The following is a 24,356-nucleotide window of genomic DNA, read 5'->3' as shown; positions in this document are numbered from 1 at the left end:
GCTTGCAACATGGTTACAACACAGAATATTAAATAACTAAGCTGAAAGGGAAGCCGGATGGCTTTCCTTTTTTCAAATAGAGGGGGACTTGCCATGACATTGGCAGCACACAGCCGGAAGACAGGTGCGCCCCAAGCGGTGTATCTTCACATTCCCTTTTGCACGAATAAGTGTTTTTATTGCGACTTTAACTCCTACGTTCTGAAAGATCAGCCCGTGATGCAATATCTCGAAGCGCTGGAACGGGAGATGGAACATACAGTTAAGGCCAATCCACCGGGTGAGATCAAGACCATATTTGTTGGTGGTGGTACGCCAACAGCTCTGAAACCGGATGAGATGGCCGTATTTCTTCGTTCTGTGAAGACGTATTTCCCCAATTGGGCCGACGATATTGAATTTTCAATGGAAGCGAACCCGGGAACAACAGATGCGGAGAAGCTCGCTGCAATGAAAGAAGGCGGCGTAAACCGTGTCAGCTTTGGCGTGCAGGCTTTTCAGAATGACCTGCTCACAGGCATTGGCCGTATTCATAATACGGATGATGTATATCGGAGTCTGGAGAACGCTCGAAAAGCGGGACTGACTAATCTGTCCATTGACCTGATGTTCGGGTTGCCGAACCAGACTGTAGAGATGTTGAATGAGAGTATCGACAAAGCGCTGGAACTGGATCTACCGCATTACTCCATCTACAGCCTGAAAGTGGAAGAGAATACCCTTTTCCATACACTGTATCAGAAGAACCAACTCCCTCTTCCGCATGAGGATGATGAGCTGGAGATGTATCTTCTATTAATGAAGCGTATGAAAGAAGCGGGCTATGGACAATACGAGATCAGTAACTTTGCCAAGCCGGGCTTCGAGAGTCGTCACAATATTACGTACTGGCGCAATGAGGACTACTACGGTCTGGGTGCAGGTGCACATGGATATGTAGGCCGCGAACGGCATATGAATATTAAAGGTATAAATCCTTATGTTGAAGCTTCACGAGCAGGGCTGCCTCGTCTGGATCATTTTGAGATTGCTCGCCCGGAGGCTATGGAAGATTATCTGATGGTTGGACTGAGAATGTTGGAGGGGGCTTCAGCCTCACGATTTAGCGAACAGTTCGGAGAGTCCATGGAAGAAGTGTTTGCGAAGCCTTTGGGCAAAATGTTGAACGCAGGGTTGCTTGAGCGGACGGCAGACGGCTTCCGACTGAGCGAGCAGGGTATCCTGTTCGGAAATGACGTTTTTGCGGAGTTTATCGGATCCATATCGCTGAATTCGTAGCTTGAAATTCTATACGCTTTGTTGTATATTTATTCATATTGATTTTACAGAGCGTGTTAATTTAACAACTACGAAGTCAGCTTTCCTCTGGAAAGCTTGGTAATAGGAGGAGAGCAGGATGTCGGTAATATGCAGAAAAGCCGTGCCGGAAGATGTTGAACCACTGTATGAAATGATTAAGGGCTATGCAGAGCGTGGGATCATGCTTCCGCGATCACGTGAAATACTGCACCGGCAGCTGGAGCACTTTGTTGTAGCCGAAGTTGATGGTGAAGTGGTGGGTTGCGGATCGCTTTGTCGTCTGGGGAATGATTTGGTAGAAGTCAGATCACTCGGTATCTCGGAAGGGCACAAAGGGCTTGGTATTGGCTCCCGATTGTTGGATCGACTGGTAGAAGAGGCGGAGAAACAACAGATTCCTAAGGTGATGGCGTTGACATATGAAGTATCCTTCTTCCTCAAAAACGGCTTTGCCGTGGTGGAAAAAGAGATTTTCCCCGAGAAAGTATGGACCGACTGTGTTCACTGCAGCAAGCAGGATTGTTGTGATGAGATCGCGGTATTGAAAGAGCTTAACGTTTCAGCCTAACAACTGAATGGACTGCATGGATCGAGCCGAGTCAGCCTCTGCCCTACATGCAGTCCTTTTTTACTTCAAAGTATGTTCAATAAAGTTTGTTAGGACTCGTCAACATTGGTCTATACTATAAATAGATGAGCCCACTCATCAAACTCACTTGACAATGTTCACGTCAGTTTGGTATTTTTGTATTACCGCTTAGCACTCATCTAACCGGAGTGCTAACGACATGGGACAGTACAGTCAGAAGGAGGGAATACTCACCATGTTAACAGAGCGTCAACGAATGATTCTGAACGCTATAGTGGATGACTATATCCGTTCAGCTGAGCCCGTAGGGTCCCGGAGCATTTCCAAAAGGGGAGATGTTGGATACAGTCCGGCGACGATCCGTAATGAAATGGCGGACCTTGAAGATATGGGCTTTCTGGAACAGCCGCATACATCGGCTGGACGCATTCCATCCCATAAAGGCTATCGATATTATGTCGATCATTTGGTTCCCTGGAATCAGGTGGAGCCTCAGGAGTTGGATGATCTGAAGTCGTTCTTCGCTGAAAAGCTTAACGTCATGGAACAAGTTATTCAGCATGCATCCAATATTTTGTCACATATGACGAATTATACTTCGATCCTGCTTGGGCCTGAAGTATTCCATACGTCCCTTCGTCACTTCCAATTGCTTCCGCTGAACGAGAGTGAAGCTGTGGCAATCATTGTGACTAATACAGGTCAGGTGGAGAACAAGACGGTGCAGATTCCACCAGAAATCTCGGTAGCCGAGATGGAAAATGTGGTTCGCTTGTTAAATACCAAGCTTGTGGGCGTACCCATCTACAAATTGAAATCCCGTCTTTATACCGAACTTGGGCAAGAGATGGAGCGGCATATTACACGTTATGAGGAAGTAATGCAGGTGCTGAACAGTGCCTTTGATAACGAACATGATAATCGTCTGTTCCTCAGTGGTGCCACCAATATGTTGACTCAACCGGAGTTTAAAGATATTGAAAAGGTAAAAGATATCCTTGACCTGCTGGAAGAGACACCAACACTCATGAAATTGATGATGCCCGTGCCGGGTGGATCTGGTATTCAAGTGCGAATTGGCACTGAGAATGATCATGAAGCCTTTGCCAACTGCAGCCTGATTACAGCCTCCTATTCATTGGACGGTGAGGCTTTGGGTTCGATTGGTATTCTAGGACCCACGCGGATGGATTATGCACGTGTCATTCATATTTTAAATACACTATCCCGTGACTTGACGGCGATGCTGACGCATCGGTTCAAATAAGATTCGGGAATGAACCATTTCATTCGTATAAGGAGGTGAACATCTTGAAAGAGGAGCAATCATTTACAGAAGAACAAGAGGTAACAACAGCTGAGCAGGAGCCTATTAATGAAGCTGGCGCTGCAGAAGCACAAGCTGAAGAGATCGCTGATCAGGAGCAGGATGAGCTTGCACGTCTGAAGGCAGAAGCTGAGGAGCAACAGCAGCGTTATGTCCGTGCACAGGCTGATTTTGACAACTTCCGTCGTCGTACGCAGAAGGAAAAAGAAGAATTGGCTAAATATGCTTCGATGAAGCTGGTCACCGAACTGGTACCGGTTATTGATAACTTCGAGCGCGCCATGGCTACTGTACCGGAAGGAGCAGAGGTCGAATCTTTCTCCAAGGGCATCCAAATGATTTTCCGTCAATTGGAAACCGTGATGAATAATGAAGGTCTGACAGCGATGGAATCGGTAGGACAACCGTTCAATCCTGAATTCCACCAAGCCATTATGCAAGTGGAGAGCGACGAGTACGAAGAAGGTATCGTTGTTGAGGAAGTCCAAAAAGGCTACATGCTGAAAGATAAAGTGCTTCGTCCAGCTATGGTTAAAGTCAGCTCATAATTTCCTTATAGGAAGGTATGAGTCGGCTCCTTGGTTGAACAATGTGGGCGAAGTTTAATATAAAGGTTTGTACACATAGAGCAAGATTAGCAACATGAACATCTAAATAAGGGTCAGATCAGACCCATTCATTTTAAATTGTTGAGGGAGGAAATTTTCGGATGAGCAAAGTAATTGGTATTGACTTAGGAACAACAAACTCATGCGTAGCAGTAATGGAAGGCGGCGAGGCTGTCGTAATTCCAAATCCGGAGGGCGCACGTACAACTCCATCCGTAGTTGGTTTCAAAAAAGATGGAGAGCGCGTTGTTGGTGAAACAGCAAAACGTCAAGCGATCACCAATCCGGATCGTACCATCATGTCGATCAAACGTCACATGGGTACCTCCCACAAGGAAACAATCGATGGCAAAGACTACTCTGCACAAGAGATCTCTGCAATCATCCTGCAAAAATTGAAAACTGATGCTGAAGCTTATCTGGGCCAAACGGTAACTCAAGCCGTTATCACAGTACCAGCTTACTTCAATGACAGTCAGCGTCAAGCGACTAAAGATGCGGGTAAAATTGCAGGTTTGGAAGTTCTGCGTATCGTCAACGAGCCTACAGCAGCAGCTTTGGCTTACGGTATGGAGAAATCCGAAGACCAAACGATTCTCGTATATGACCTGGGTGGCGGTACGTTCGACGTATCCATTCTTGAACTGGGTGACGGCTTCTTCGAAGTTAAAGCAACTAGCGGGGACAACCAACTGGGCGGGGATGACTTTGACCAAGTGATCATTGATTATCTCGTAAGTGAATTCAAAAAAGATCAAGGCATTGACTTGAGTAAAGATAAAGCAGCGGTTCAACGTTTGAAAGATGCAGCGGAAAAAGCGAAAAAAGAACTCTCCGGCGTATTGACTACTACGATCTCCTTGCCGTTCATCACGGTTGCTGATGGCGTTCCTCAGCATTTGGAGTTGAACCTGAGCCGTGCGAAATTTGAAGAAATCTCAGCAGGTCTGGTTGAGCGTACGCTTGAACCAACTCGTCGTGCATTGAGCGATGCGGGTATGACAGCTAACGATATCGACAAGATCGTATTGGTTGGTGGTTCCACACGTATTCCTGCAGTTCAAGAAGCAATCAAAAAACTGACGGGTAAAGAGCCTCACAAAGGCGTTAACCCGGATGAAGTTGTAGCTTTGGGTGCTGCTGTACAAGCGGGCGTACTGACAGGTGACGTGAAAGACGTTGTATTGCTCGACGTAACTCCATTGTCCCTGGGTATCGAAACAGCAGGCGGCGTATTCACAAAAATGATCGAGCGTAACACAACGATCCCTACAAGCAAATCTCAAGTATTCTCCACGTATGCAGACAATCAACCAAGCGTTGAGATTCATGTTCTGCAAGGTGAGCGTGAGATGGCAGCGGGTAACAAATCGCTTGGACGTTTCATGTTGGGTGATATTCCACCAGCTCCACGTGGTGTTCCACAGATCGAAGTTAGCTTCGATATTGATGCCAACGGTATCGTTAACGTATCTGCAACAGATAAAGGTACGAACAAAACTCAAAAAATCACAATCACTTCTTCCAGCGGTTTGAGCGATGCTGAAGTTGAGCAAATGATGAAAGATGCTGAGTTGCACGCTGAAGAAGATAAAAAACGCAGAGAACTCGTTGAAGCGAAAAACAGTGCAGATCAATTGATCTACTCTGTTGACAAAACGATCAAAGATCTTGGCGAAAAAGCAGATGCTGGCGAAGTTGAAAAAGCGAATGCTGCCAAAGAAAAACTGCAAGGCGTTCTGGCTTCCGACAACCTGGAAGATATCAAAGCTGCTACAGAAAAACTGACAGAGATCGTTCAACAACTGTCCGTGAAACTGTATGAGCAAGCTCAGGCACAAGAGCAAGAAGCACAAGGTGCTGAAGAGCAACAAGGTTCCGCTAAACGTGATAACGTCGTAGACGCTGATTACGAAGTTGTGGATGAAGATAAAAAACAAAACTAATTCGTAGTTCTACGCGAATTAAACATCGGTGACGTTCGAATTAGAGGGAAAGTCATAGCCGGGGCTCCCGTGCTTTGGCTTTCCTTTTGTCACGATGTGCGATAAGGTGAATGATATGGGGGTGGAAGAGTGGCTGAAAAGCGTGATTATTATGAGGTGCTTGGCGTTAGTAAAACGGCTAACGACGATGAGATTAAAAAGGCTTACCGTAAGCTTGCCCGTCAGTATCACCCTGACGTAAACAAGGCTGCTGATGCGGAAGCTAAATTTAAAGAAGTTAAAGAAGCTTACGACGTAGTGAGTGACGGTCAGAAGCGTGCACAATATGATCAATATGGTCATGTCGATCCGAATCAAGGTGGATTCGGTGGTGGCGGTGATTTTGGCGGCGGCGGATTTGGCGACATCTTCGACATGTTCTTTGGCGGCGGTGGCGGTGGACGACGTGATCCAAATGCTCCGCAACGGGGAAATGATCTGCAGTACACAATGACGATCGAGTTCAAGGAAGCCGTATTCGGTAAAGAAACCGATATTACGATTCCGCGTACCGAAGGCTGTGATACCTGTCATGGCTCAGGTGCCAAACCTGGAACGAAACCGGAAACCTGCTCGGTCTGCCAAGGTAGCGGTCAGCAGGAAGTCGTGCAAAATACACCGTTTGGTCGTATGGTTAATCGTCGTGCATGTTCGAACTGTAGTGGTTCGGGCCAAATTATCAAAGAAAAATGTACAACGTGCAGTGGTAGCGGTAAAGTCCGTAAGCAACGCAAAATCCATGTTCGCATTCCAGCGGGTGTAGATGACGGCGCGCAACTGCGTATGACAGGTGAGGGCGAGGGAGGCCTGCGTGGCGGACCAGCGGGAGATTTGTATATTGTCATTCGCGTGAAATCACATGATTTCTTCGAGCGTGAAGGGGACGATATTTACTGCGAAATCCCACTTACCTTTGCTCAGGCAGCTCTGGGAGATGAGGTTGAGATCCCAACATTGACTGAGAAAGTGAAGTTGAAAGTACCAGCCGGTACACAAACAGGAACGTATTTCCGTCTCAAAGGCAAAGGCGTACCACGCCTGCGCGGTATGGGGCAAGGGGATCAACATGTGAAAGTGGTTGTAGTTACACCTAGTAAGTTGAATGACGAGCAGAAAGATCTGCTTCGCCAAATTGCTGCGCTGGATGGAGAGCAAACACATGAGCATGAACAATCTTTCTTTGATCGAGTGAAACGCGCCTTTCGCGGCGACTGAGAATAACATATAGCAAGTCCATAAGGACACCACAGCGGTTTTTACCGCAGGGTGTCCTTTTTTGTACGTCTTTTTTTAGTGGTTCAGTGGTTTTGGCAAAATCCATGGATATATGCTACGAAGAACGAAAGCAATTTGTGGGAGCTTTTCGGTATATTCTGAGCGGTCTTGCGGAAAGATAGCATGGCGAGAATGATATGCATAGCTGATATGCGAGAAATTAGGGAAGCAGGTGAAGCGGATGACCGAGAAAAATATTTTGGCGTATTTTCACAGCCCGGAGCAGGCTCAAGGGGCAGCCAAAAAACTGGAGGCATTGCGAGTGGAGGACCTGTCCATTAATCGATTCAGCCGATATGCGGGTGTAGGACCAAGCGGGGCTTCCTACAAGCCGGGCGTTTCCGGCAGTTTTTCATCATGGGTGCCCGATTCGATGCAAACAAATGCCAGTGCTGGAATCATGGCTGCGGCGGACCCTTCTGCAAGCGGCATGAGTGATGGTGGACAAGGTGGACCTACAGGAAGGGATGTATTACTTACTGTCATCGTAGATGAATCGGTACATCACCGCGCCATGTCCATAATCGAACAAGCCGGTGGAATGATCTAGTTTCAGGAAATTTATATAAGATGGACAGATAATTACACTTTAACGGAGAGTGTAGAACCAATCTGAAGAAGCGAAGCGTTCGCCTTTATCAACGGATTTTCCCTTTGAAGAAGGGAGTTAAAAAAAATCTGGGGATAACAGCGATCGGAGGATGGGACTACAATCGGAGTGTTACAGTGTAACACGTATTGGTTCATTTTAATTTGAAGGAGGAGCATTACAATGGCAGAACATGAACGTCCAGGCAAGATTCTAACGAAAACGGAAAAGATGAAACGGATGCAATCCGCTAAAAATGAAGACGTGGAATTCAGCGCTGAAGCTGCGGATCATGAAGATATAGAAGCATTACGCCGCAGTGAAGCGGCTGATCGACGTCAGGGACGGGAGCTTCATGACTGAAGATCGCTCGGCAGTGACCCTCGAAGCTGTTTTTACAAGCTGGACTGAGGCCGAGTCTGCACGCAGAGCCTTGGAATTGTTGCACCCGAACCAATTAAGTATCGAGAGCCTTGGCAATGAAGAGTCTGCATTGGACTCACACGATGTTACGGGCTCTGATAATTCTCCTACAGCCATAGTCGGCGGATTCAGTGGTGAACTGAATGTACTTGCTCTGATTAGTGATGAAACCGAAATGCTGTCCAATGGTCAGGTGTACGATACACCCGAAGAGAAATCGGCAAACAGGTTAAAACAAGAAATTTTGCTGACCGTGTCCGTATCCAACGATTCGCTCCCGCAAGCCGCAGAGATGATCACGCAGAATGGTGGACGTTTTTGCTAAATGAGATTCGAATGTTGCAAAATGCTGAAGTAAATGAAACAGATATGGTTGATTAGACGACAGGATATTCGAGCAGTCAGACTGCGGATATCCTGTTTTGTTTTTCTTTTACTGGTGCGGCTTTGTACTCCGGCTCGCTTGTGTAGTACAATAGTTGGGATGTTTGAAAAATGAGGAGGAAAAACCGAGTATGTTATGGCATGAACTAACAATACATACCACAGAAGAAGCTGTGGAGATGATTTCGAATTTTTTACATGAAGCGGGTGCTGGAGGGGTTTCGATTGAAGAGTCCGGTACTTTAAATAAAAAACGGGACACAACATATGGTGAGTTATACGACGTTCCTTTGAATGATATTCCGGAAGGCTTTGCGGTCATCAAAGGGTACTTCTCCGAAGGTACGGATATGGTTGCACTACAGTCAGAAGTTCATCCGAGAATTGAGGAACTCTCTGAATTCGGAATTGATACAGGTGAGGTTCGTTATGAGACGCGTACAGTGGATGAAAATGACTGGGCAACAGCTTGGAAGCAATATTTCAAGCCGGTACGTGTATCGGAACGTCTGACGATTAAACCAACGTGGGAAGAGTATACGCCAGAAAGTCCGGATGAGAAAATCATTGAGCTTGATCCAGGCATGGCCTTTGGTACAGGAACACATCCAACGACCTCCCTCTGCTTGCGCACACTGGAAACGGTTATTCAGGGCGGCGAGGAAGTCATTGATGTAGGTACAGGTTCTGGTATCTTGGCTATAGGCGCGATTAAACTCGGGGCAAAACATGTGCTAGCGCTCGATCTTGATCCGGTTGCGGTAATCAGTGCCAGGGAGAATGTGGAACTGAATGGGCTGGAGCAACAAATTACGGTTAAAGAAAGTGATCTGTTGTCCGTCCTCGGAAGTCAGGACCCTGCGCTTGGTGTGCAACTGCCGGTTAAGGTTGTTGTGGCAAACATTCTGGCTGAGATCATTTTGTTGTTCGTGGACGATGTGTATAATGCGCTTGAGTCTGGTGGCACCTATATTGTGTCAGGCATTTGGAAGAACAAAGAGCAGGTTGTACATGATGCACTGGTAGCCTCCGGGTTTGAAGTGAGTGCGATCCACCGTGATGAGGATTGGCTGGCGTATGTAGCCAGAAAGGGGTAACGTATGGACTTCCTGGAACGGTTCTTTCGCCTTCCGATTGATCAATTACCATTCTTCCTGCTGACCATCCTGATCGCATTTACGGTGCATGAATTCTCACATGCGTATTTTGCCAACAAATTTGGTGATCCAACAGCTAAGCTGCTTGGAAGAGTTACGCTGAATCCGGTCGTGCACTTTGATCTGCTGGGTGTGTTACTGCTTGTTATTGCAGGCTTCGGTTGGGCGCGCCCAGTTCCTGTAAATCGTGCGAATTTTGACAAGCCGAGATTGATGGGGACTATCGTATCTGTCGTAGGTCCTCTGAGTAATCTGCTGCTCGCCATTATTGGTGCCATTGTCTATGGTTGTCTGTTTGGATCAGGTGTACTGGGCAACATTGAGAATGAGCGAGTGGTTACAGCCCTGATGACGTTTTTACCTATGTTCAGCATAACGAACTTTTTCCTGTTTATGTTTAATCTGATTCCTCTTCCGCCATTGGATGGTTATCGTATTCTTGAAGATGTATTGCCAAGGCCCCTCAGTCGCAAGCTGCAGGGTGTGGAACAATGGTCCATCTTTATTTTCCTGCTGATTCTGGTTATCCCGCCATTGCAGGCTGTAACAATTCAACCGTTATATGTATTTGCAAATAACATGTATATGGATCTGGTAGGTCTGATTATTGAATTATATCGCTAAAAGTGCATCTGGTATTGGACCGGAATACTGGTCAGAAACACGTAAAAGTTGTATGATCATCTGTGGCGATTGGATTCACGCCTGTCATTAGGCGGGGTGAATTCCAGTCATAACAGGACAGAATGGGTGGATTGACTAATGCAGCGATATTTTGTATCTGCAGAACAGTTTAATGAACACGCTGTGATTATCACAGGTGATGATGCACGCCATATCGGCAAGGTCATGCGTGGTAAACCTGGAGATAAACTGATTGTCAGTGACGGAAACTCCAGAGAAGCACTCGTGGAAATTGAGACCATTGAAGTTGGCCAAGTAACAGCGAATATTGTGGAACCTCTCGAGATGGACCGTGAAGCACGGATTCGAGTAACTGTGGCACAGAGTTTGCCCAAGGGCGACAAGATGGAAACAGTCATCCAGAGATGTACGGAGATCGGGGCGGTATCTTTTGTACCCTTCCTATCAGAACGTACAATTGTGCAATATGATGCCAAGAAAGAAGGCAAACGGTTGGAACGGTGGCGGAAAATTGCCAAGGAAGCTGCCGAACAGAGTCACCGGAATCGCATTCCATCCGTCGAGCAGCCGCTTTCCTGGAAAGGGCTGTTATCTTCTTTTGAGGGCTATAGCCTGGTATGTTATTGTTATGAGAAAGAAAACGGTAAACAGCTGAGAGATGCATTGAAACCGTTTGTTGAGCAGCTTGCACCTGATGCAAGTGCAGAAGTACTGATCGTTGTTGGACCGGAAGGTGGATTTTCTGAGAAGGAGACGGCAGAGGCTGATCAGGCAGGTGCTGTATCTGTTGGACTGGGCAAACGCATTTTGCGTGCTGAGACAGCTGGAATGGCAGCACTAACTTGCGTGCTATATGAATCCGGAGAAATGGGAGGAATGTAATTATGCCATCCGTGGCGTTTTACACCTTAGGCTGCAAAGTTAATTTCTATGATACAGAGGCGATTTGGCAATTGTTCAAAAACGAAGGTTACGATCAAGTGGACTTTGATGAACAGACAGCGGATGTATACTTGATTAATACTTGTACAGTAACCAATACCGGCGACAAAAAGAGCCGTCAAATTATTCGTCGTGCTATTCGGCGCAACCCGGATGCGATCGTGGCCGTTACAGGCTGCTACGCGCAGACTTCTCCGGCAGAGATTCTGGATATCCCAGGGGTGGATCTGGTTATCGGTACACAGGACCGTGACAAGATTTTGCCATATATTAATGAAATTCAGGAGTCCCGTGAACCGGTTAACGCGGTACGTAATATTATGAAAACCCGTGTATTTGAAGAAATGGACGTACCGGATTTTGCTGACCGTACCCGCGCATTCCTGAAGATTCAGGATGGTTGCAATAACTTCTGTACATTCTGCATTATTCCGTGGTCTCGGGGTCTCTCACGCAGCCGTGAGGCAAACAGCATTATTCAACAGGCTCATCAACTCGTACACGCAGGATACAAGGAGATTGTTCTGACGGGTATTCATACAGGTGGGTATGGCGATGACATGGAGAATTATGATCTCACCGATCTGCTGTGGGACCTGGACAAGGTAGAGGGGCTGGAGCGTATTCGAATCAGCTCGATTGAAGCCAGCCAGATCGATGACCGCATGCTCGACGTGATCAAACGTTCGGATAAACTCGTTCGTCACTTCCATATTCCGCTGCAAGCGGGGGATGATACGGTGTTGAAACGCATGCGCCGCAAATATACGACAGAAGAGTTTTATAATAAGATGCTTCGCATTCGGGAAGCAATGCCGGATGTGGCGATTACGACAGACATTATTGTTGGATTTCCGGGTGAGACCGATGAAATGTATCGTAATGGCTATGAGCTGATGCGGAAGATCGGTTTCTCCGAAATGCATGTATTCCCTTATTCCAAGCGTACGGGTACGCCAGCAGCACGAATGGAAGATCAGGTGGACGAAGAGGTCAAAAATGCACGTGTGCATGAACTGATTGACTTGTCTGAGCAGATGCAGCTGGAGTACGCTAAGCAGTTTGTCGGACAGGTACTGGATGTTATTCCCGAAGGTGAAGCCAAGGGCCGCGAGGGAAGTGGCAAGCTGCACGGTTATAGCGACAACTACATTCAACTGGTCTTTGACGGAACCATGGATATGGTCGGTAAAGTGTGCCGAGTCAAAGTGGTTGAAGCTGGTGTCAACGAGAGTCAGGCTACGCTGGTACGGGTGTTGGAAGAGAATCTTAAGTCCGCCGCGATGTGATCGAGGCGTCAGAAACAAGGATTTCATTTCCTTGGGGAGCTTACCCGGGGAGATGAGGTCCTTCTTTTGCAAAAAATAAGATAAAGATATTGAATTCGATGGGGGAGAGCACGATGAACAAAAAAGAAATTTCAGCAGGCGGAGTTGTTTATAGAACAGGGGAAGACGGACGTCTTCAAATTCAGCTTATCGTAGATCGTTATGGTAAAACAACTCTCGCCAAGGGCAAAATGGAAGATGGAGAAACAATCGAACAGACGGCATTACGCGAGATTTTGGAAGAGACAGGCATGGTGGGTCGCATTGTAGAGCCCGTTGATATCATTGCTTATACGTACCAACATGCAGAGTTTGGCCCCGTGGACAAGGAAGTTCATTATTATCTCGTTGAAGCCGAAAGTGGTGATCTGCAGCCTCAGATTGAAGAAATCAAGGGTGTGGATTGGTACGCTCCAGAAGAAGCATGGTCCAGACAGCAGCAGAGCGGATATGATAATAACGATGATATCCTGCGTGTAGCACTGAACAAGTTAGGCATTAACGTATAACGAACTTAGTTCTAGTCTTGGTCAGTTAGCCGCGCGCTCTGGGGGTCTGATAGGCAGATCATCAAGCCACGGGTGACTTCGCCGCAGGGGCGTGGACCGGTGGTTTTTTGTGCCAGATTGGCAAGTAACAGAATGGCAAAGCAAGCAGTGAACTGGTGATGTTAAAAAGGGTCTGGGCATGCGCAATCTGTGCCCCGTTGTCCGCTGACAGCCAGGCCGAAGCTGCATGCAGCTGGCCGATCAGCGGCATAAAGAGCAGCGCTCCCGCAATGTTTAATACAACATGGGAGGCTGCGACAAATTTGCCTGCGGATGCTCCGCCCGCGGCAGCGATCACAGCGGTGATGCAGGTCCCCACGTTGGACCCGATCACAATGGCGATGCCGATCTCCACAGGTAATACCCCTGTGGCTGCGAGCGTAATCGCCATGCTAATGACAGCTGCGCTGCTGTGAATGAGCGCTGTCAGACAGGCACCTGCCAGGAAGCCCCACCACAAGCTGTCGGCCGAGCGGTCGAGAAACCATTGAAATACGCCCATGCTCCTTAAGGGTAAGGCAATGGATTGCATCACCTGAATGCCTGTCATAACAAGTGCAAATCCCGCAGTTGCTAGGAAGCTGTACTGGATGTTAAACAGAGTCCGGCGCGTGTGTTCAGGAGCAGCCAAATTACGTTCACCAAGAACAACAAACATGGCCCAGCCCGTCAGCGACAGGACAAGCAATGGCAGGGAAGCACGTCCGATCTGCAGTCCCACCAGCTCCGTCGTCAGACATGTCCCGATGTTGGTACCGAGGATGATGCCGAGCGTGCGTCCATAGGTGATTAATCGGGCATTAGCCAGTCCAATGGTGAGTACGGTGACCGCCGTACTGCTCTGTAACAAGGCCGTTGCACCTGCACTGAAGGCCATGCCTTTCCATGGGGCAGAGGTGGCGCGATTGAGCCAACCTGCCAACATGGGCCCTGCCATACGCTGCAAGGCCGTTTCCATTAGCTTCATGCCACCAAAAAAGATAATAAGCCCATAGAGTAGGGGCAATATCACATCTCTAAACATAGAAACATCATTCCTTCCGTCCGGGTTCCTTAACTCATCCTATGAGTAAGAAAAGACAACCATGACAAGCCTAAAGGAATTCAGAGGGAAGCGACCTAAATTCGTCCCCTCATTTAAAAGATACGGTCATTCGTGTAAACGTAGCGAAGAAGACGAAATTGTTGCCGAAGAAGCGAAGCGCTCGCCTTTATCTCCGGATTTTCCCTTTAAAGAAAGGGAATCGAAAAATCTGGGGATAACAGCGATCAGAGGAACAATTCGTCGCCGTAGCGTCATCCAATTGCCGCACCCCAATTCGAAAGATACGGTGCTTCGTGCAAGCGTAGTGGAGGGGACGAAATCGAATCTGAAGAAGCGAAGCGTGCGCCTTTGTCACCGGGTTTTCCCTATAAGAAGGGAATCAAAAAATCTGGAGACAACAGCGATCAGAGGAACAATTCGTCGCCGTAGCGCCACCTAATTGTCGCACCCCAATTCGAAAGATACGGTGATTCGTGCAAACGTAGTGGAGGGGACGAAATCGAATCTGAAGAAGCGAAGCGTGCGCCTTTGTCACCGGATTTTCCCTATAAGAAGGGAATCAAAAAATCTGGAGACAACAGCGATCGGAAGATCGATTCGAACCCGGAACGCCACCTACGCGCCGCACCAAACCTATCTTTTGAACTATTAAATTAAAGGAAGTGGATCTACCTTGCCATCAGTTACACTCGAACGCAGTCGCAAAAAGCGGCTTGAACATGCCCATCCATGGATATTTAACAATGAAATTGCCTCTGTTGACGGAAATCCGGAGCCGGGAGATCTGGTCAATGTATTGAATCATCAAGGTCGCTATCTGGCGACAGGATATTACAATCCCGCATCTCAGATCACGGTGAGGGTCGTATCTTATCAACCCTTGGAGTTTGAACAGATGGATACGGCGTTCTTTGCAGCGCGTTTTCGCGATTGCTTGCGTCATCGGGAACGTTTTATCCAGGATGGAGAGGCGTACCGTCTCGTTTACGGCGAAGCTGATTTTCTGCCAGGATTGATCGTTGACCGATTCGGCAGCATCCTCGTTGTACAGTTGCTTACACTTGGCATGGATCGTTGCCGTGAAGCCATCGTACAGGCACTCATTGAAGTAATGCAGCCGGAAGGCATATATGAGCGCAGTGATGTTTCAATTCGTGAACTGGAAGGTTTGGAGCAGACCAAAGGTCCACTATATGGCGAATGCCCAAGACATGTCACCGTTACCGAGAATGGACTACTCATTAAAGTGGACATCGTAGAAGGACAGAAGACAGGTTACTTCTTCGACCAACGTGAGAATCGTGCAGCGATTGAACCGCTTATGAAGGGTTGGGGCTACAAGAGTGGAATCACACTCCAAACGACCGAGCAGGACGGCACAGAGCAGCTCTTGCCAGTGAATAAAAGCGGTAAGGTAGTTACATTCCCTTATTGGGATGGTGCCACCGTATTGGAGTGCTTCTCACATACGGGCAGCTTCACGTTGAATGCTTGCAAGTATGGAGCCAAGAAAGTGACTTGTCTCGATATTTCAGAGCATGCCATTGAGAGTGCACGAACAAATGTGGAGCTGAACGGTTTTACCGACCGGGTCGAATTCGTCGTTGCTGATGCATTCCAGTACTTGCGTGAACAAGTGAAAGGATTGGATGAACGTACTGCACGTGCGCGTGCTGGCGAACAAAAAGTGGATACTTCCAAAGCGCTGGCAGCTGGCGGTAAAACATTTGATATCGTCATCCTCGATCCTCCTGCATTTGCCAAAACGAAATCAGCAGTTAAAGGTGCATGCCGTGGATATAAGGATATCAACCTGCAAGGAATGAAACTGGTCAATGAGGGCGGGTACTTGGTAACCGCCAGCTGTTCGTATCACATGCGTCCAGACCTTTTCCTGGATACGATTGCCGATGCCGCCGAAGATGCAGGCAAAGTGCTTCGTCTGATCGACTGGAAGGCAGCCGGTAAGGACCACCCACAAATTCTGGGCGTGGATGAAGGACATTACCTCAAATTTGCTATTTTCGAAGTGCGCAGTAAAAAGAATTAGAAGAATCTCTTTTCACTTTTTTAATCTCTTGTGAGATAAAGTGAACGTTTATATGAATGATACTTTCGGTCAAAAGTCCACAGTGTGAACAGCTGCGGGCTTTTTGCCGTGTTAACGGAGAAAATCTCCGGTTTTACCGGATAATGGCAAACGTATGTTCCGAACCAAGTCATATATGTTATACTGGAAATTAAAATCTTGTACGTGTGGTTTGGAGGATTAGACATGTCCGTTCGTTTTGTTATTGGCCGGGCAGGCAGCGGCAAAAGCTCGCTGATTACCCGGGAAATTACATCCCTGCTTCAAAAGGAGCCGCAAGGTAAACCTTTGATTTTACTCGTTCCCGAACAGAGTTCTTTTCGAACAGAGCAGGCATTGGTGTCTTCTGGAGTAATTAAAGGTACCATGCGTGCAGAAGTGCTCGGTTTTCGCCGTTTAGCTTACCGCATAATGCAGGAAGCAGGCGGTTCTGCTCGTATTCCGATCGGAGCCGAAGGCAAAAAGATGCTGCTCTACAAGGTCATCCAGCGCCGTAAGGAAGAATTGAAGCTCTTTGGTGCATCCGGCAGCCAGCTGGGTTTTATAGGGGAATTAAATGACTTATATAGTGAATTTAAACGTTATGAAGTTGATCCATCATTGCTGGAAGAAGGGCTGTCTGGAGGGTATACCTCATCCTCTTCACCAATTCTGGAGGACAAGTTGCATGACTTGAATCTGATATATCGTGACTATGAACAGGAATTGACTGACTTATATATTGATGATGAAGATACGTTGAGCGAGCTGACAGAGCGTTTGTCGGAAAGTACGTTGCTGCAGGATGCTCAGATCTGGATTGATGGTTTTCAGGGATTCACGCCACAGGAGATGAGTGTGATCGGCCGGCTGATGTTGCAATCCTCTTCCGTGACCATTGCGCTGACATTGGATCGTCCTTATGATCACGGGACTCTGCCTGGAGAACTGGAACTGTTCTATCCCACGGCAAGTGCCTATGCGCGCCTGAAAGGGATGGCTGACGAACTAGGTATACCGAGCGATATAACCGTGCTAGATTCGGAGATTCCACCGAGATACAAGGATCGTCCGGGACTTGCTCATCTGGAGGCTGGTTTCGACCGCCGAATTCGGTGGAAAGATGATGGTCATGATTCTGGAATCCGACTGGTTGCAGCGGAGAACCGACGAGCTGAGATGGAGGGAGCACTTCGTGAGATGCGGCGCCTGGCGCAAAACGAAGGTGCGCGTTATCGGGATATGGCTGTACTTGTTCGTCAGCTGGATACCTACGCTGATATAGCTGAACCGTTATTCAGGGATTATGGCGTACCTGTCTTTCTGGACCGCAGAAGAAATGAGCTTCATCATCCATTATCCGAATTTATCCGTTCCGCACTGGATATTGTTCGGCGCAACTGGCGTTATGAGGATGTATTTCGCTGTGTCAAAACGGATCTGCTGCTTCCGCGTGATGGTTCCATCACTCGTGAAGATATGGACCAGCTTGAGAATTATGTACTGGCTTGTGGTATTCATGGGTATCGCTGGACTGACGGCAAACCGTGGAAGTATGTACCAAGCCTGTCGCTGGAAGACAACGGTCAGGATGGCCGTAGTCGAGGACGGGACCAAATGCTTTCTTTAATGGAGAGCTGCCGAACAGTCATTACAGATTCTCTGGGTGCTTTTGAGAAACGAATGAAAAAGGCAAAGACAGCCAAAGCCCAATGCGAGGCACTATACAGACTGCTGGAAGATGCCGAAATCCCATGGAAGCTGGAACATATGTCTGCTGAAGCTAAGGCTCAAGGTGACCCTGAACGGTCGAGAGAACATCGGCAGATGTGGGGAGCTGTGCTGGATTTATTGGATCAGATGGTAGATATGATGGGGAATGAACGGTTGGATATCACTCTGTTTACCGGGATGATTGAGACCGGATTGACGGAACTGAAGCTGGGTCTGGTACCACCAGCACTTGATCAGGTATTGGTTGGTTCCATGGACCGTACACGTCTTCAGGACATCAAATATGTATTTATCCTCGGTGCAGTTGATGGTGAATTACCCGCCGTACCTCAGGATGACGGCGTATTAACGGAACTGGAGAGAGCGATACTGACGGAAAGAGGCATGGCGCTTGGACCAGGTGCAACAAGGCAGATGCTGGATGAACGTTTTCTGATCTATACGGCACTTACAGCGGCAAGCAGCCAGTTGTGGCTGAGTTACCCGGTTGCTGATGATGAGGGAAAAGCACTGCTTCCTTCCGAGATTGTCCGCCATGTACGGAAAATGTTTGGTCTACAAGAACAGCCATTGCTTGCTCAACCACCGGTTTCGAACTCGGAAGAAGCGCATTGGTCTTATGTCACCCATCCGGGTCAGAGTCTGTCTGCCCTCATTGGACAATTGCGTAAATGGCGTCGCGGAGAAGACATCCCTGAAATGTGGTGGGCGGTCTACAATTGGCATGTATCTCAGGAGACAAGCAGACCTCAGCTGGAACGGTTGATGGGATCAATCTTTTATCGTAATCGGGCATTGCCACTACGTACAGCCACCAGTCGCAGACTGTATGGCACAGAGGTAAGGACGAGTGTCTCGCGAATGGAGCGGTTCGTAGCTTGTCCATTTTCCCATTTTGCCTCGCACGGGTTGCGCCTCAAAGAACGGCAATTGTACCGCCTTCAGGCTCCAGATATCGGACAACTGTTTCATGCTGCGTTAAGCCAGCTGGCTATGCGGTTGCGTGAAGAAAATCGTAGTTGGGGCAGCTTGACCCCAGACCAATGCCGCAAGGAAGCCGAGCAAACCGTGGAGCAGATTGCACCACAGCTGCAAGGAGAGATTTTGCTAAGCACCAAGCGATACGGTTATATTTTCCGCAAATTGAAGGACATTGTTAGTCGGGCATCCGTTATTCTCGGGGAACAATCGAGACGGGGAAGTTTTGAACCAATTGGGTTGGAGCTTGATTTTGGACCGGATAAAACACTGCCACCACTGCGTTTTGAACTGGAGAACGGCTGTGTGATGGAGATCGTGGGTCGTATAGACCGTGTGGATGTGGCAGAAGGCGAGAATGGTCTGCTCCTGCGTGTCATTGACTATAAATCAAGCCAGACGGACCTCAAGCTGCATGAAGTGTACTATGGTCTGTCATTGCAGATGCTCACCTATCTGGAGGTGCTGCTTAGTGCTGCCGAAGAATGGCTTGGGGAAACGGCGATGCCGGGAGGAACGTTGTATTTCCATGTGCATAACCCGCTGTTGCAATCCGCAAACGGCATGACATCGGAGCAAGCCGGACAAGAACTGCTGAAACGGTTCAAAATGAAAGGTTTGCTGCTGGCGGATCGGGACGCAATCGCTCAAATGGACAACACCCTGGATAAGGGGTATTCAGCGATTATTCCAGTTGCCCTTAAGGCGGACGGAAGCTTTTATAGCAGCGCCGCTGTAGCTACGCCAGAGCAATGGGATACGCTGCTTGCTTCGGTTCGCAGTAATATCCGCGAGATTGGTACCCGGATTACGGATGGGGATGTGGCCATTGAGCCTTATCGCATTCAGCAGGAAGTGGCGTGTACGTTCTGTCCGTATAAGCCTGTTTGTCAGTTTGATGAGAATATAGAAGGAAATGAATACAACCTGTTGTCCAAACCGGGCAAACAGCAAATCTGGGATATGTTATCTCACACCAAGGGAGGGGAAACATCATGACGAATATGCCAAAACCGGAGGGTAGCTTCTGGAGTGATGACCAGTGGAGTGCCATCTCGGAAAGCGGAGAAGACATCCTGGTTGCCGCAGCTGCGGGATCAGGCAAGACAGCCGTGCTGGTTGAACGAATTATTCGCAAGATCGCAGATCCCTCCCAAGGATTCAGTGTGGATCGCTTGCTTGTAGCTACATTTACCAAAGCGGCCGCTGCCGAGATGAAACAACGGATTCGGGAAGCGCTGGAACGTGCGCTTGAAGAGCAGCCTGGAGAAGAGCATCTGCGTAAGCAGCTGTCGCTGCTTGGACGGGCATCGATTACAACGCTGCATTCATTCTGTATGGAAGTCATTCGCCGTTATTATCAGCAAATTCCGTTGAACCCGGCTTTTCGTATCCTGAATGAAAATGAAGCGGAAATCATGCGGCAAGAACTGCTTGAAGAACTATTTGAGGAAAAGTATGGCGAAGAAGATGAAGGCAGTACATTCCGCGAATTGGTGGACTGGTTCAGTGGAGAACGAAATGATGATGCCATGCATCGACTGGTGCAACGCTTGTATGATTTCTCCCGCAGTCATTCCTGGCCGGATCATTGGCTCTCAGAGATGGCATCCGCTTTTCAGGTGGAAAGCGTGGAGGCACTTGGACATTCAGCGTGGGTTCAGAGTATTTTGCGTGATGCGGCTCTTGCTTTAAGTGGTGCAGCAGGACTGCTCCGTCAAGGCATCCATATTTCCATGCAGCCTGAAGGTCCGGCACCTTATGCAGATACGTTAAAAGAAGATCTGGTGATGGTGGAAGAGCTGTTGTCTGCGGTGGAGGTCATGCCATGGGAAAGGTTGCCCGAAGTGTTTCAACCCGCTACATTTGGCAAACTGAAACCCTGCAAAAAAGATCAGACAGACCCGGCCTTACAGGATCAGGTGAAGGAACTCCGTGAGGCTGCGAAAAAGGCAGTTTCCGATCTGAAAGGCTCATTGTTTGGAAGAAGTGCGTTTTCGTTCTGGCAGGAACTGGAGCAGGCGGCACCACTCATGCAGGAGTTGGCGAGGTTGGTTAGTACATTTGGAGAACGTTATCGACAGGCCAAACAGGAACGTGGGCAAGTTGACTTCAGTGATCTGGAGCATTACTGTCTTCACATTTTGCGACATGAGGATTCAACGCCTGAACTGTCGATGCCTTCCGATGCGGCTATGGAGTACCGTTCGCGATTCGATGAAGTGTTGCTTGATGAATATCAGGATACCAATACAGTTCAGGAAGATATCGTGAAACTGATCTCCAGAGAAAACCCGGGTAACCGATTCATGGTCGGTGATGTCAAACAGAGTATCTATCGTTTCCGGTTGGCTGAGCCGGGTCTATTTATGAACAAGTATCGCCAGTATGGAGCGAGCATGCGTGAGGATGGAAGTGTTGAAGATCGCCTGAGTCGGACAGGCCAACGTATTGATCTTGCGCGGAATTTCCGCAGTCGTGCGGAAGTCGTGCATTCAGTCAATATGATATTCCGGCAACTCATGAACGAAGGTGTGGCAGAGATTGCTTACGATGAACGAGCTCAACTGGCATATGGGGCTACGTTCCCGTCAGAAACGCTAGGTGATGAGGCGTATACACCTGAACTTATGCTGATCGATCGTCAGGGCGGTGGTCCTGATCTGACAGAGAGTACGGATGAGAATGGGGATGCATCGGTCTCCGCAGAACTGGAGAGTGCCGAACTTGAAACAGCCCAGTTGGAAGCACGGGCGATCGCAAGGCGTATTCGTGAGATGGTTGGGGATACGGACAAACCTGCCCTCCATGTATATGACAAAGCCCTGCAAACGATGCGCCCGGCACGTTACGGTGACATGGTCATCTTGTTGCGTTCGACCTTGATGTGGGCTCCGCTCATGATTGAGGAATTCAGACAGCAGGGAATTCCTGCTGGAGGAGAACAGAGCAAGGGTTACTTCCAGGCTACAGAAGTGGAAATCATGGTGTCTCTGCTTCAGCTTGTTGATAATCCAAGGCAGGATATTCCGCTCGCTTCCGTGCTTCGTTCCCCGATTGTTGGACTGGATGAAGAAGAACTGGCACAGATTCGGCTCGGTGACAAAAGACAGTCATTCTATGATGCAGTTATATCGGCTGCTGGAGAATGGGGCGATTCTTCCACTAATGCTGTAAAACAATCCCGGCAGGAAAATCATCCTGATTCCAATATCGTCCAGTTGCAGTGGCCGGAAGCCTGGTCAGAGATGGAAGAGGGACAGCGGGAGACAGCCGCTTCTGTCGAGGCAGAGATCCTGGATGATGGATATGAATTCGATGTGCATACAGAAGGAATTCAAGATGCTGGTTTTACTGGACATGCAAGCGAGGATATGGGTATAACGGAGATCTCAGGCGCGGCGTTGCAGCAAAAGTTAATTCGCTTTTTGCGTCAATTGCAGCAGTGGAGACTTGAGGCAAGACAAGGCAGTCTGAGTGAACTGATTTGGCGTATGTACCGAGAAACCGGGTATTTAGACTGGGTTGGTGGTCTTCCCGGAGGATTGCAACGTCAAAGTAATCTTAAGGCATTGTACGATCGCGCACGACAATATGAGGAATCAACTGCAAATCGCGGTTTATTCCGTTTCCTGACCTATGTCTCCAGACTGCGGGAAAACGGGGGAGACCTGGGGACTGTAGCGGGTAGTTCCGGTGAGCAGGACAACGCTGTACGTATCATGACGATTCACCGGAGTAAGGGTCTGGAGTTTCCGATTGTCTTTGTCGGAGGCATATCCAAGATGTTCAATCAGCAGGATCTGAACGCACCGTTTCTAATGCATAAGGAACTGGGATTTGGTCCGAGGTTTGTGGATCGTGAGAACCGGGTTGCCTATCCTACACTAGCCAATCTGGCGATTCGTCGTCGTGCGCAATTTGAATTGCTTGCTGAAGAGATGCGTGTGTTGTACGTTGCGTTGACCCGTCCCAAAGAGAAAATGATTCTGCTAGGTACTGTAAAAGATGCCGCGAAAAAAGCGCTGGCATGGTCTCAGGTCAAGGATAGTCCTGAACTGGCATTGCCAGATTATCTGCTTGCAGCAGGACGGAGTTACCTGGACTGGATTGGACCATCCCTGATGAGACATCCAGATGCGGCTGTGTTGCGTGAACTTGCTGGAAGTCATGATTCGTTCTCAGCCTGTCTTGCAGATGATCAATCACGATGGGCGATTTCTATTATTTCCGCCGATCATGTGTCCCGTGACCATGTGGTGGATCAGACACTCGGTGAAGAAGACGGGATGACTGTGGTGCGGAAAGAACGAATTGCTGCGCTAAAAGCGGTTCAGCCCGTGAAATTGGTTACATCCTCAACTGTAGAAGAGCTGGCGAAGAGTGCACAAGATACAGCGAACCAAAACATTGCAGATGCAGATACAGTAGCTCTTCAACAAGAGGAGACACGGCTAATTCACGAGGTGGATCAACGGCTTTCATGGACATATCCCTATGAAGCAGCAACTCAAGTGGCAGCCAGTACATCTGTCACGGAGTTGAAAACGTTACTTGCGATGCAGGATATCCAGTCCGTAGAGGTGATGGAGGAACTGGGAGAACAGTCCGAGAAATTATTGGCTCACAACAACCCAGGAATCAATAACATCAAGGATGAGGCAGGTTATGAACAACGTGGCACATCCAGTGAACTTAACGAGCAGGAGACTGGATCAGGCTCAGATTCAACCGGTACGATGAACGTTTCGGATACGGGATCTGCGGGTACATCATTCAAATTACATCTGCGTCGTCCCAAATTTATGGGAGAGAAACAACTGACAGGGGCAGAACGGGGGAACGTGTATCATACGTTGATGCAGCATCTTCCTGTGGATGGATCAACAACCGTTGACTCACAGCTTGTTGAACAGACAATTGAGCGGTTGATTAAGCTTCAGATTCTGCTGCCCCATCATGTTGAGGCGATCGAACCCGAAGAACTGACCGGATTTTTCAATACAGAACCAGGGGAAGAATTATTGCGTGCAGAGTGGGTAAAACGGGAGATCCCTTTTGTATATGGACTTCCGGCACATCAGTCTCCTGTGGAATGGTTACATGAGCGGGCATCGAACTCAGATATGCAGGCACTAAATATAGATAACAAAATGAAGGCAACGATTGAAAATGAAACCGTGCTTGTACAGGGGATTATTGACTGTTTGTATGAGGTGAACGGCGAGCTTGTCTTGCTTGATTACAAGACGGATCGGGTGTTGGAGCATCGTGGTGGTTTGGATGAACTCACCAAAAATTATCGCTTCCAGCTGGATCTGTATGGACGGGCGATTGAAGATATATTAGGTCGGAAAGTTGACCGGAAATGGCTGTACTTTTTTGATGGTGGACATGCAGTGAAACTGTAAAAGAACCTGATCGGAATCAGA

General features: G+C 48.2%; 18 protein-coding genes. 17 read left to right on the top strand and 1 reads right to left on the bottom strand.

Annotated features, from left to right (window positions below; genetic code table 11):
• The first annotated feature begins 93 nt into the window (after positions 1-93).
• The 14 genes from hemW (at position 94) to NKT06_RS22425 (ending at position 13,060) form a co-directional block, all read left to right on the top strand.
• Entirely contained in the window at positions 94-1,278 is a 1,185-nt protein-coding gene (gene hemW, locus NKT06_RS22490; protein WP_253439430.1) for a radical SAM family heme chaperone HemW, read from the top strand.
• Positions 1,279-1,396: 118 nt separating this feature from the next.
• Positions 1,397-1,867: an N-acetyltransferase gene (locus NKT06_RS22485; RefSeq protein ID WP_017687214.1), complete on the top strand. Its 471-nt coding sequence runs from the start codon at positions 1,397-1,399 to the stop codon at positions 1,865-1,867.
• A gap of 256 nt (positions 1,868-2,123) precedes the next feature.
• Positions 2,124-3,155: a heat-inducible transcriptional repressor HrcA gene (hrcA, locus tag NKT06_RS22480; protein ID WP_036615092.1), complete on the top strand. Its 1,032-nt coding sequence runs from the start codon at positions 2,124-2,126 to the stop codon at positions 3,153-3,155.
• A 44-nt stretch (positions 3,156-3,199) separates the two neighbouring features.
• Positions 3,200-3,763 (top strand): nucleotide exchange factor GrpE, encoded by a 564-nt coding sequence (gene grpE / locus NKT06_RS22475; protein ID WP_124115966.1) that lies wholly within the window; start codon positions 3,200-3,202, stop codon positions 3,761-3,763.
• A 161-nt stretch (positions 3,764-3,924) separates the two neighbouring features.
• Positions 3,925-5,769 carry a molecular chaperone DnaK gene (dnaK, locus tag NKT06_RS22470; protein WP_253439428.1) on the top strand — a complete coding sequence of 615 codons (1,845 nt, stop codon included), beginning with the start codon at positions 3,925-3,927 and terminating at the stop codon, positions 5,767-5,769.
• 129 nt (positions 5,770-5,898) lie between these two features.
• Positions 5,899-7,023, top strand: a complete 1,125-nt coding sequence (gene dnaJ / locus NKT06_RS22465) for a molecular chaperone DnaJ (protein WP_062835521.1) — start codon at positions 5,899-5,901, stop codon at positions 7,021-7,023.
• A gap of 241 nt (positions 7,024-7,264) precedes the next feature.
• Positions 7,265-7,633, top strand: coding sequence for a hypothetical protein (locus NKT06_RS22460; protein WP_017687219.1), 369 nt, complete (start codon positions 7,265-7,267; stop codon positions 7,631-7,633).
• 222 nt (positions 7,634-7,855) lie between these two features.
• Positions 7,856-8,035 (top strand): YfhD family protein, encoded by a 180-nt coding sequence (locus NKT06_RS22455; protein ID WP_017687220.1) that lies wholly within the window; start codon positions 7,856-7,858, stop codon positions 8,033-8,035.
• Entirely contained in the window at positions 8,028-8,420 is a 393-nt protein-coding gene (locus NKT06_RS22450) for a hypothetical protein (protein WP_253439426.1), read from the top strand. The genes NKT06_RS22455 and NKT06_RS22450 overlap by 8 nt, the downstream gene beginning before the upstream one ends.
• Before the next feature lie 190 nt (positions 8,421-8,610).
• Positions 8,611-9,576, top strand: a complete 966-nt coding sequence (prmA, locus tag NKT06_RS22445) for a 50S ribosomal protein L11 methyltransferase (protein ID WP_253439424.1) — start codon at positions 8,611-8,613, stop codon at positions 9,574-9,576.
• A gap of 3 nt (positions 9,577-9,579) precedes the next feature.
• Positions 9,580-10,260 carry a site-2 protease family protein gene (locus tag NKT06_RS22440; protein WP_253439422.1) on the top strand — a complete coding sequence of 227 codons (681 nt, stop codon included), beginning with the start codon at positions 9,580-9,582 and terminating at the stop codon, positions 10,258-10,260.
• Positions 10,261-10,398: 138 nt separating this feature from the next.
• Positions 10,399-11,163 (top strand): 16S rRNA (uracil(1498)-N(3))-methyltransferase, encoded by a 765-nt coding sequence (locus tag NKT06_RS22435; protein ID WP_124115969.1) that lies wholly within the window; start codon positions 10,399-10,401, stop codon positions 11,161-11,163.
• A 2-nt stretch (positions 11,164-11,165) separates the two neighbouring features.
• The gene (mtaB, locus tag NKT06_RS22430; RefSeq protein ID WP_253439420.1) at positions 11,166-12,512 is read left to right on the top strand and encodes a tRNA (N(6)-L-threonylcarbamoyladenosine(37)-C(2))-methylthiotransferase MtaB; all 1,347 of its coding nucleotides are present in this window, start codon (positions 11,166-11,168) and stop codon (positions 12,510-12,512) included.
• A 113-nt stretch (positions 12,513-12,625) separates the two neighbouring features.
• A complete protein-coding gene (locus tag NKT06_RS22425) occupies positions 12,626-13,060 on the top strand; it encodes an NUDIX hydrolase (RefSeq protein ID WP_062835514.1) in 435 nt (144 codons plus the stop codon).
• A 61-nt stretch (positions 13,061-13,121) separates the two neighbouring features.
• Here NKT06_RS22425 and NKT06_RS22420 read toward each other — a convergent pair whose 3' ends face one another.
• Positions 13,122-14,123, bottom strand: a complete 1,002-nt coding sequence (locus NKT06_RS22420; RefSeq protein ID WP_253439418.1) for a Na/Pi cotransporter family protein — start codon at positions 14,121-14,123, stop codon at positions 13,122-13,124.
• A 694-nt stretch (positions 14,124-14,817) separates the two neighbouring features.
• Between NKT06_RS22420 and NKT06_RS22415 the strand changes: the two genes are divergently transcribed.
• From NKT06_RS22415 to addA, 3 genes are all read left to right on the top strand, one after another.
• On the top strand, positions 14,818-16,194 hold the full coding sequence (locus NKT06_RS22415; protein ID WP_253439416.1) for a class I SAM-dependent rRNA methyltransferase: 1,377 nt from the start codon (positions 14,818-14,820) through the stop codon (positions 16,192-16,194).
• A 225-nt stretch (positions 16,195-16,419) separates the two neighbouring features.
• Entirely contained in the window at positions 16,420-19,923 is a 3,504-nt protein-coding gene (gene addB / locus NKT06_RS22410; protein WP_253439414.1) for a helicase-exonuclease AddAB subunit AddB, read from the top strand.
• Positions 19,920-24,335, top strand: coding sequence for a helicase-exonuclease AddAB subunit AddA (addA, locus tag NKT06_RS22405; RefSeq protein WP_253439412.1), 4,416 nt, complete (start codon positions 19,920-19,922; stop codon positions 24,333-24,335). The genes addB and addA overlap by 4 nt, the downstream gene beginning before the upstream one ends.
• Positions 24,336-24,356: the final 21 nt, after the last annotated feature.

Origin of the sequence: Paenibacillus sp. 1781tsa1 (assembly GCF_024159265.1) — a bacterium.
Lineage (GTDB): Bacteria > Bacillota > Bacilli > Paenibacillales > Paenibacillaceae > Paenibacillus.
The sequence above is the reverse complement of the archived record's forward strand: the minus strand, read 5'-3'. Positions and strand labels throughout refer to the sequence as shown.

What these genes read in the sequence shown, in the direction of transcription:
- hemW (WP_253439430.1), top strand. Translation starts at nt 94, where the DNA reads ATGACATTGGCAGCACACAGCCGGAAGACAGGTGCGCCCCAAGCGGTG.
- NKT06_RS22485 (WP_017687214.1), top strand. Translation starts at nt 1,397, where the DNA reads ATGTCGGTAATATGCAGAAAAGCCGTGCCGGAAGATGTTGAACCACTG.
- hrcA (WP_036615092.1), top strand. Translation starts at nt 2,124, where the DNA reads ATGTTAACAGAGCGTCAACGAATGATTCTGAACGCTATAGTGGATGAC.
- dnaK (WP_253439428.1), top strand. Translation starts at nt 3,925, where the DNA reads ATGAGCAAAGTAATTGGTATTGACTTAGGAACAACAAACTCATGCGTA.
- NKT06_RS22460 (WP_017687219.1), top strand. Translation starts at nt 7,265, where the DNA reads ATGACCGAGAAAAATATTTTGGCGTATTTTCACAGCCCGGAGCAGGCT.
- NKT06_RS22455 (WP_017687220.1), top strand. Translation starts at nt 7,856, where the DNA reads ATGGCAGAACATGAACGTCCAGGCAAGATTCTAACGAAAACGGAAAAG.
- NKT06_RS22450 (WP_253439426.1), top strand. Translation starts at nt 8,028, where the DNA reads ATGACTGAAGATCGCTCGGCAGTGACCCTCGAAGCTGTTTTTACAAGC.
- prmA (WP_253439424.1), top strand. Translation starts at nt 8,611, where the DNA reads ATGTTATGGCATGAACTAACAATACATACCACAGAAGAAGCTGTGGAG.
- NKT06_RS22440 (WP_253439422.1), top strand. Translation starts at nt 9,580, where the DNA reads ATGGACTTCCTGGAACGGTTCTTTCGCCTTCCGATTGATCAATTACCA.
- NKT06_RS22435 (WP_124115969.1), top strand. Translation starts at nt 10,399, where the DNA reads ATGCAGCGATATTTTGTATCTGCAGAACAGTTTAATGAACACGCTGTG.
- mtaB (WP_253439420.1), top strand. Translation starts at nt 11,166, where the DNA reads ATGCCATCCGTGGCGTTTTACACCTTAGGCTGCAAAGTTAATTTCTAT.
- NKT06_RS22425 (WP_062835514.1), top strand. Translation starts at nt 12,626, where the DNA reads ATGAACAAAAAAGAAATTTCAGCAGGCGGAGTTGTTTATAGAACAGGG.
- NKT06_RS22420 (WP_253439418.1), bottom strand. Translation starts at nt 14,123, where the DNA reads ATGTTTAGAGATGTGATATTGCCCCTACTCTATGGGCTTATTATCTTT.
- addB (WP_253439414.1), top strand. Translation starts at nt 16,420, where the DNA reads ATGTCCGTTCGTTTTGTTATTGGCCGGGCAGGCAGCGGCAAAAGCTCG.
- addA (WP_253439412.1), top strand. Translation starts at nt 19,920, where the DNA reads ATGACGAATATGCCAAAACCGGAGGGTAGCTTCTGGAGTGATGACCAG.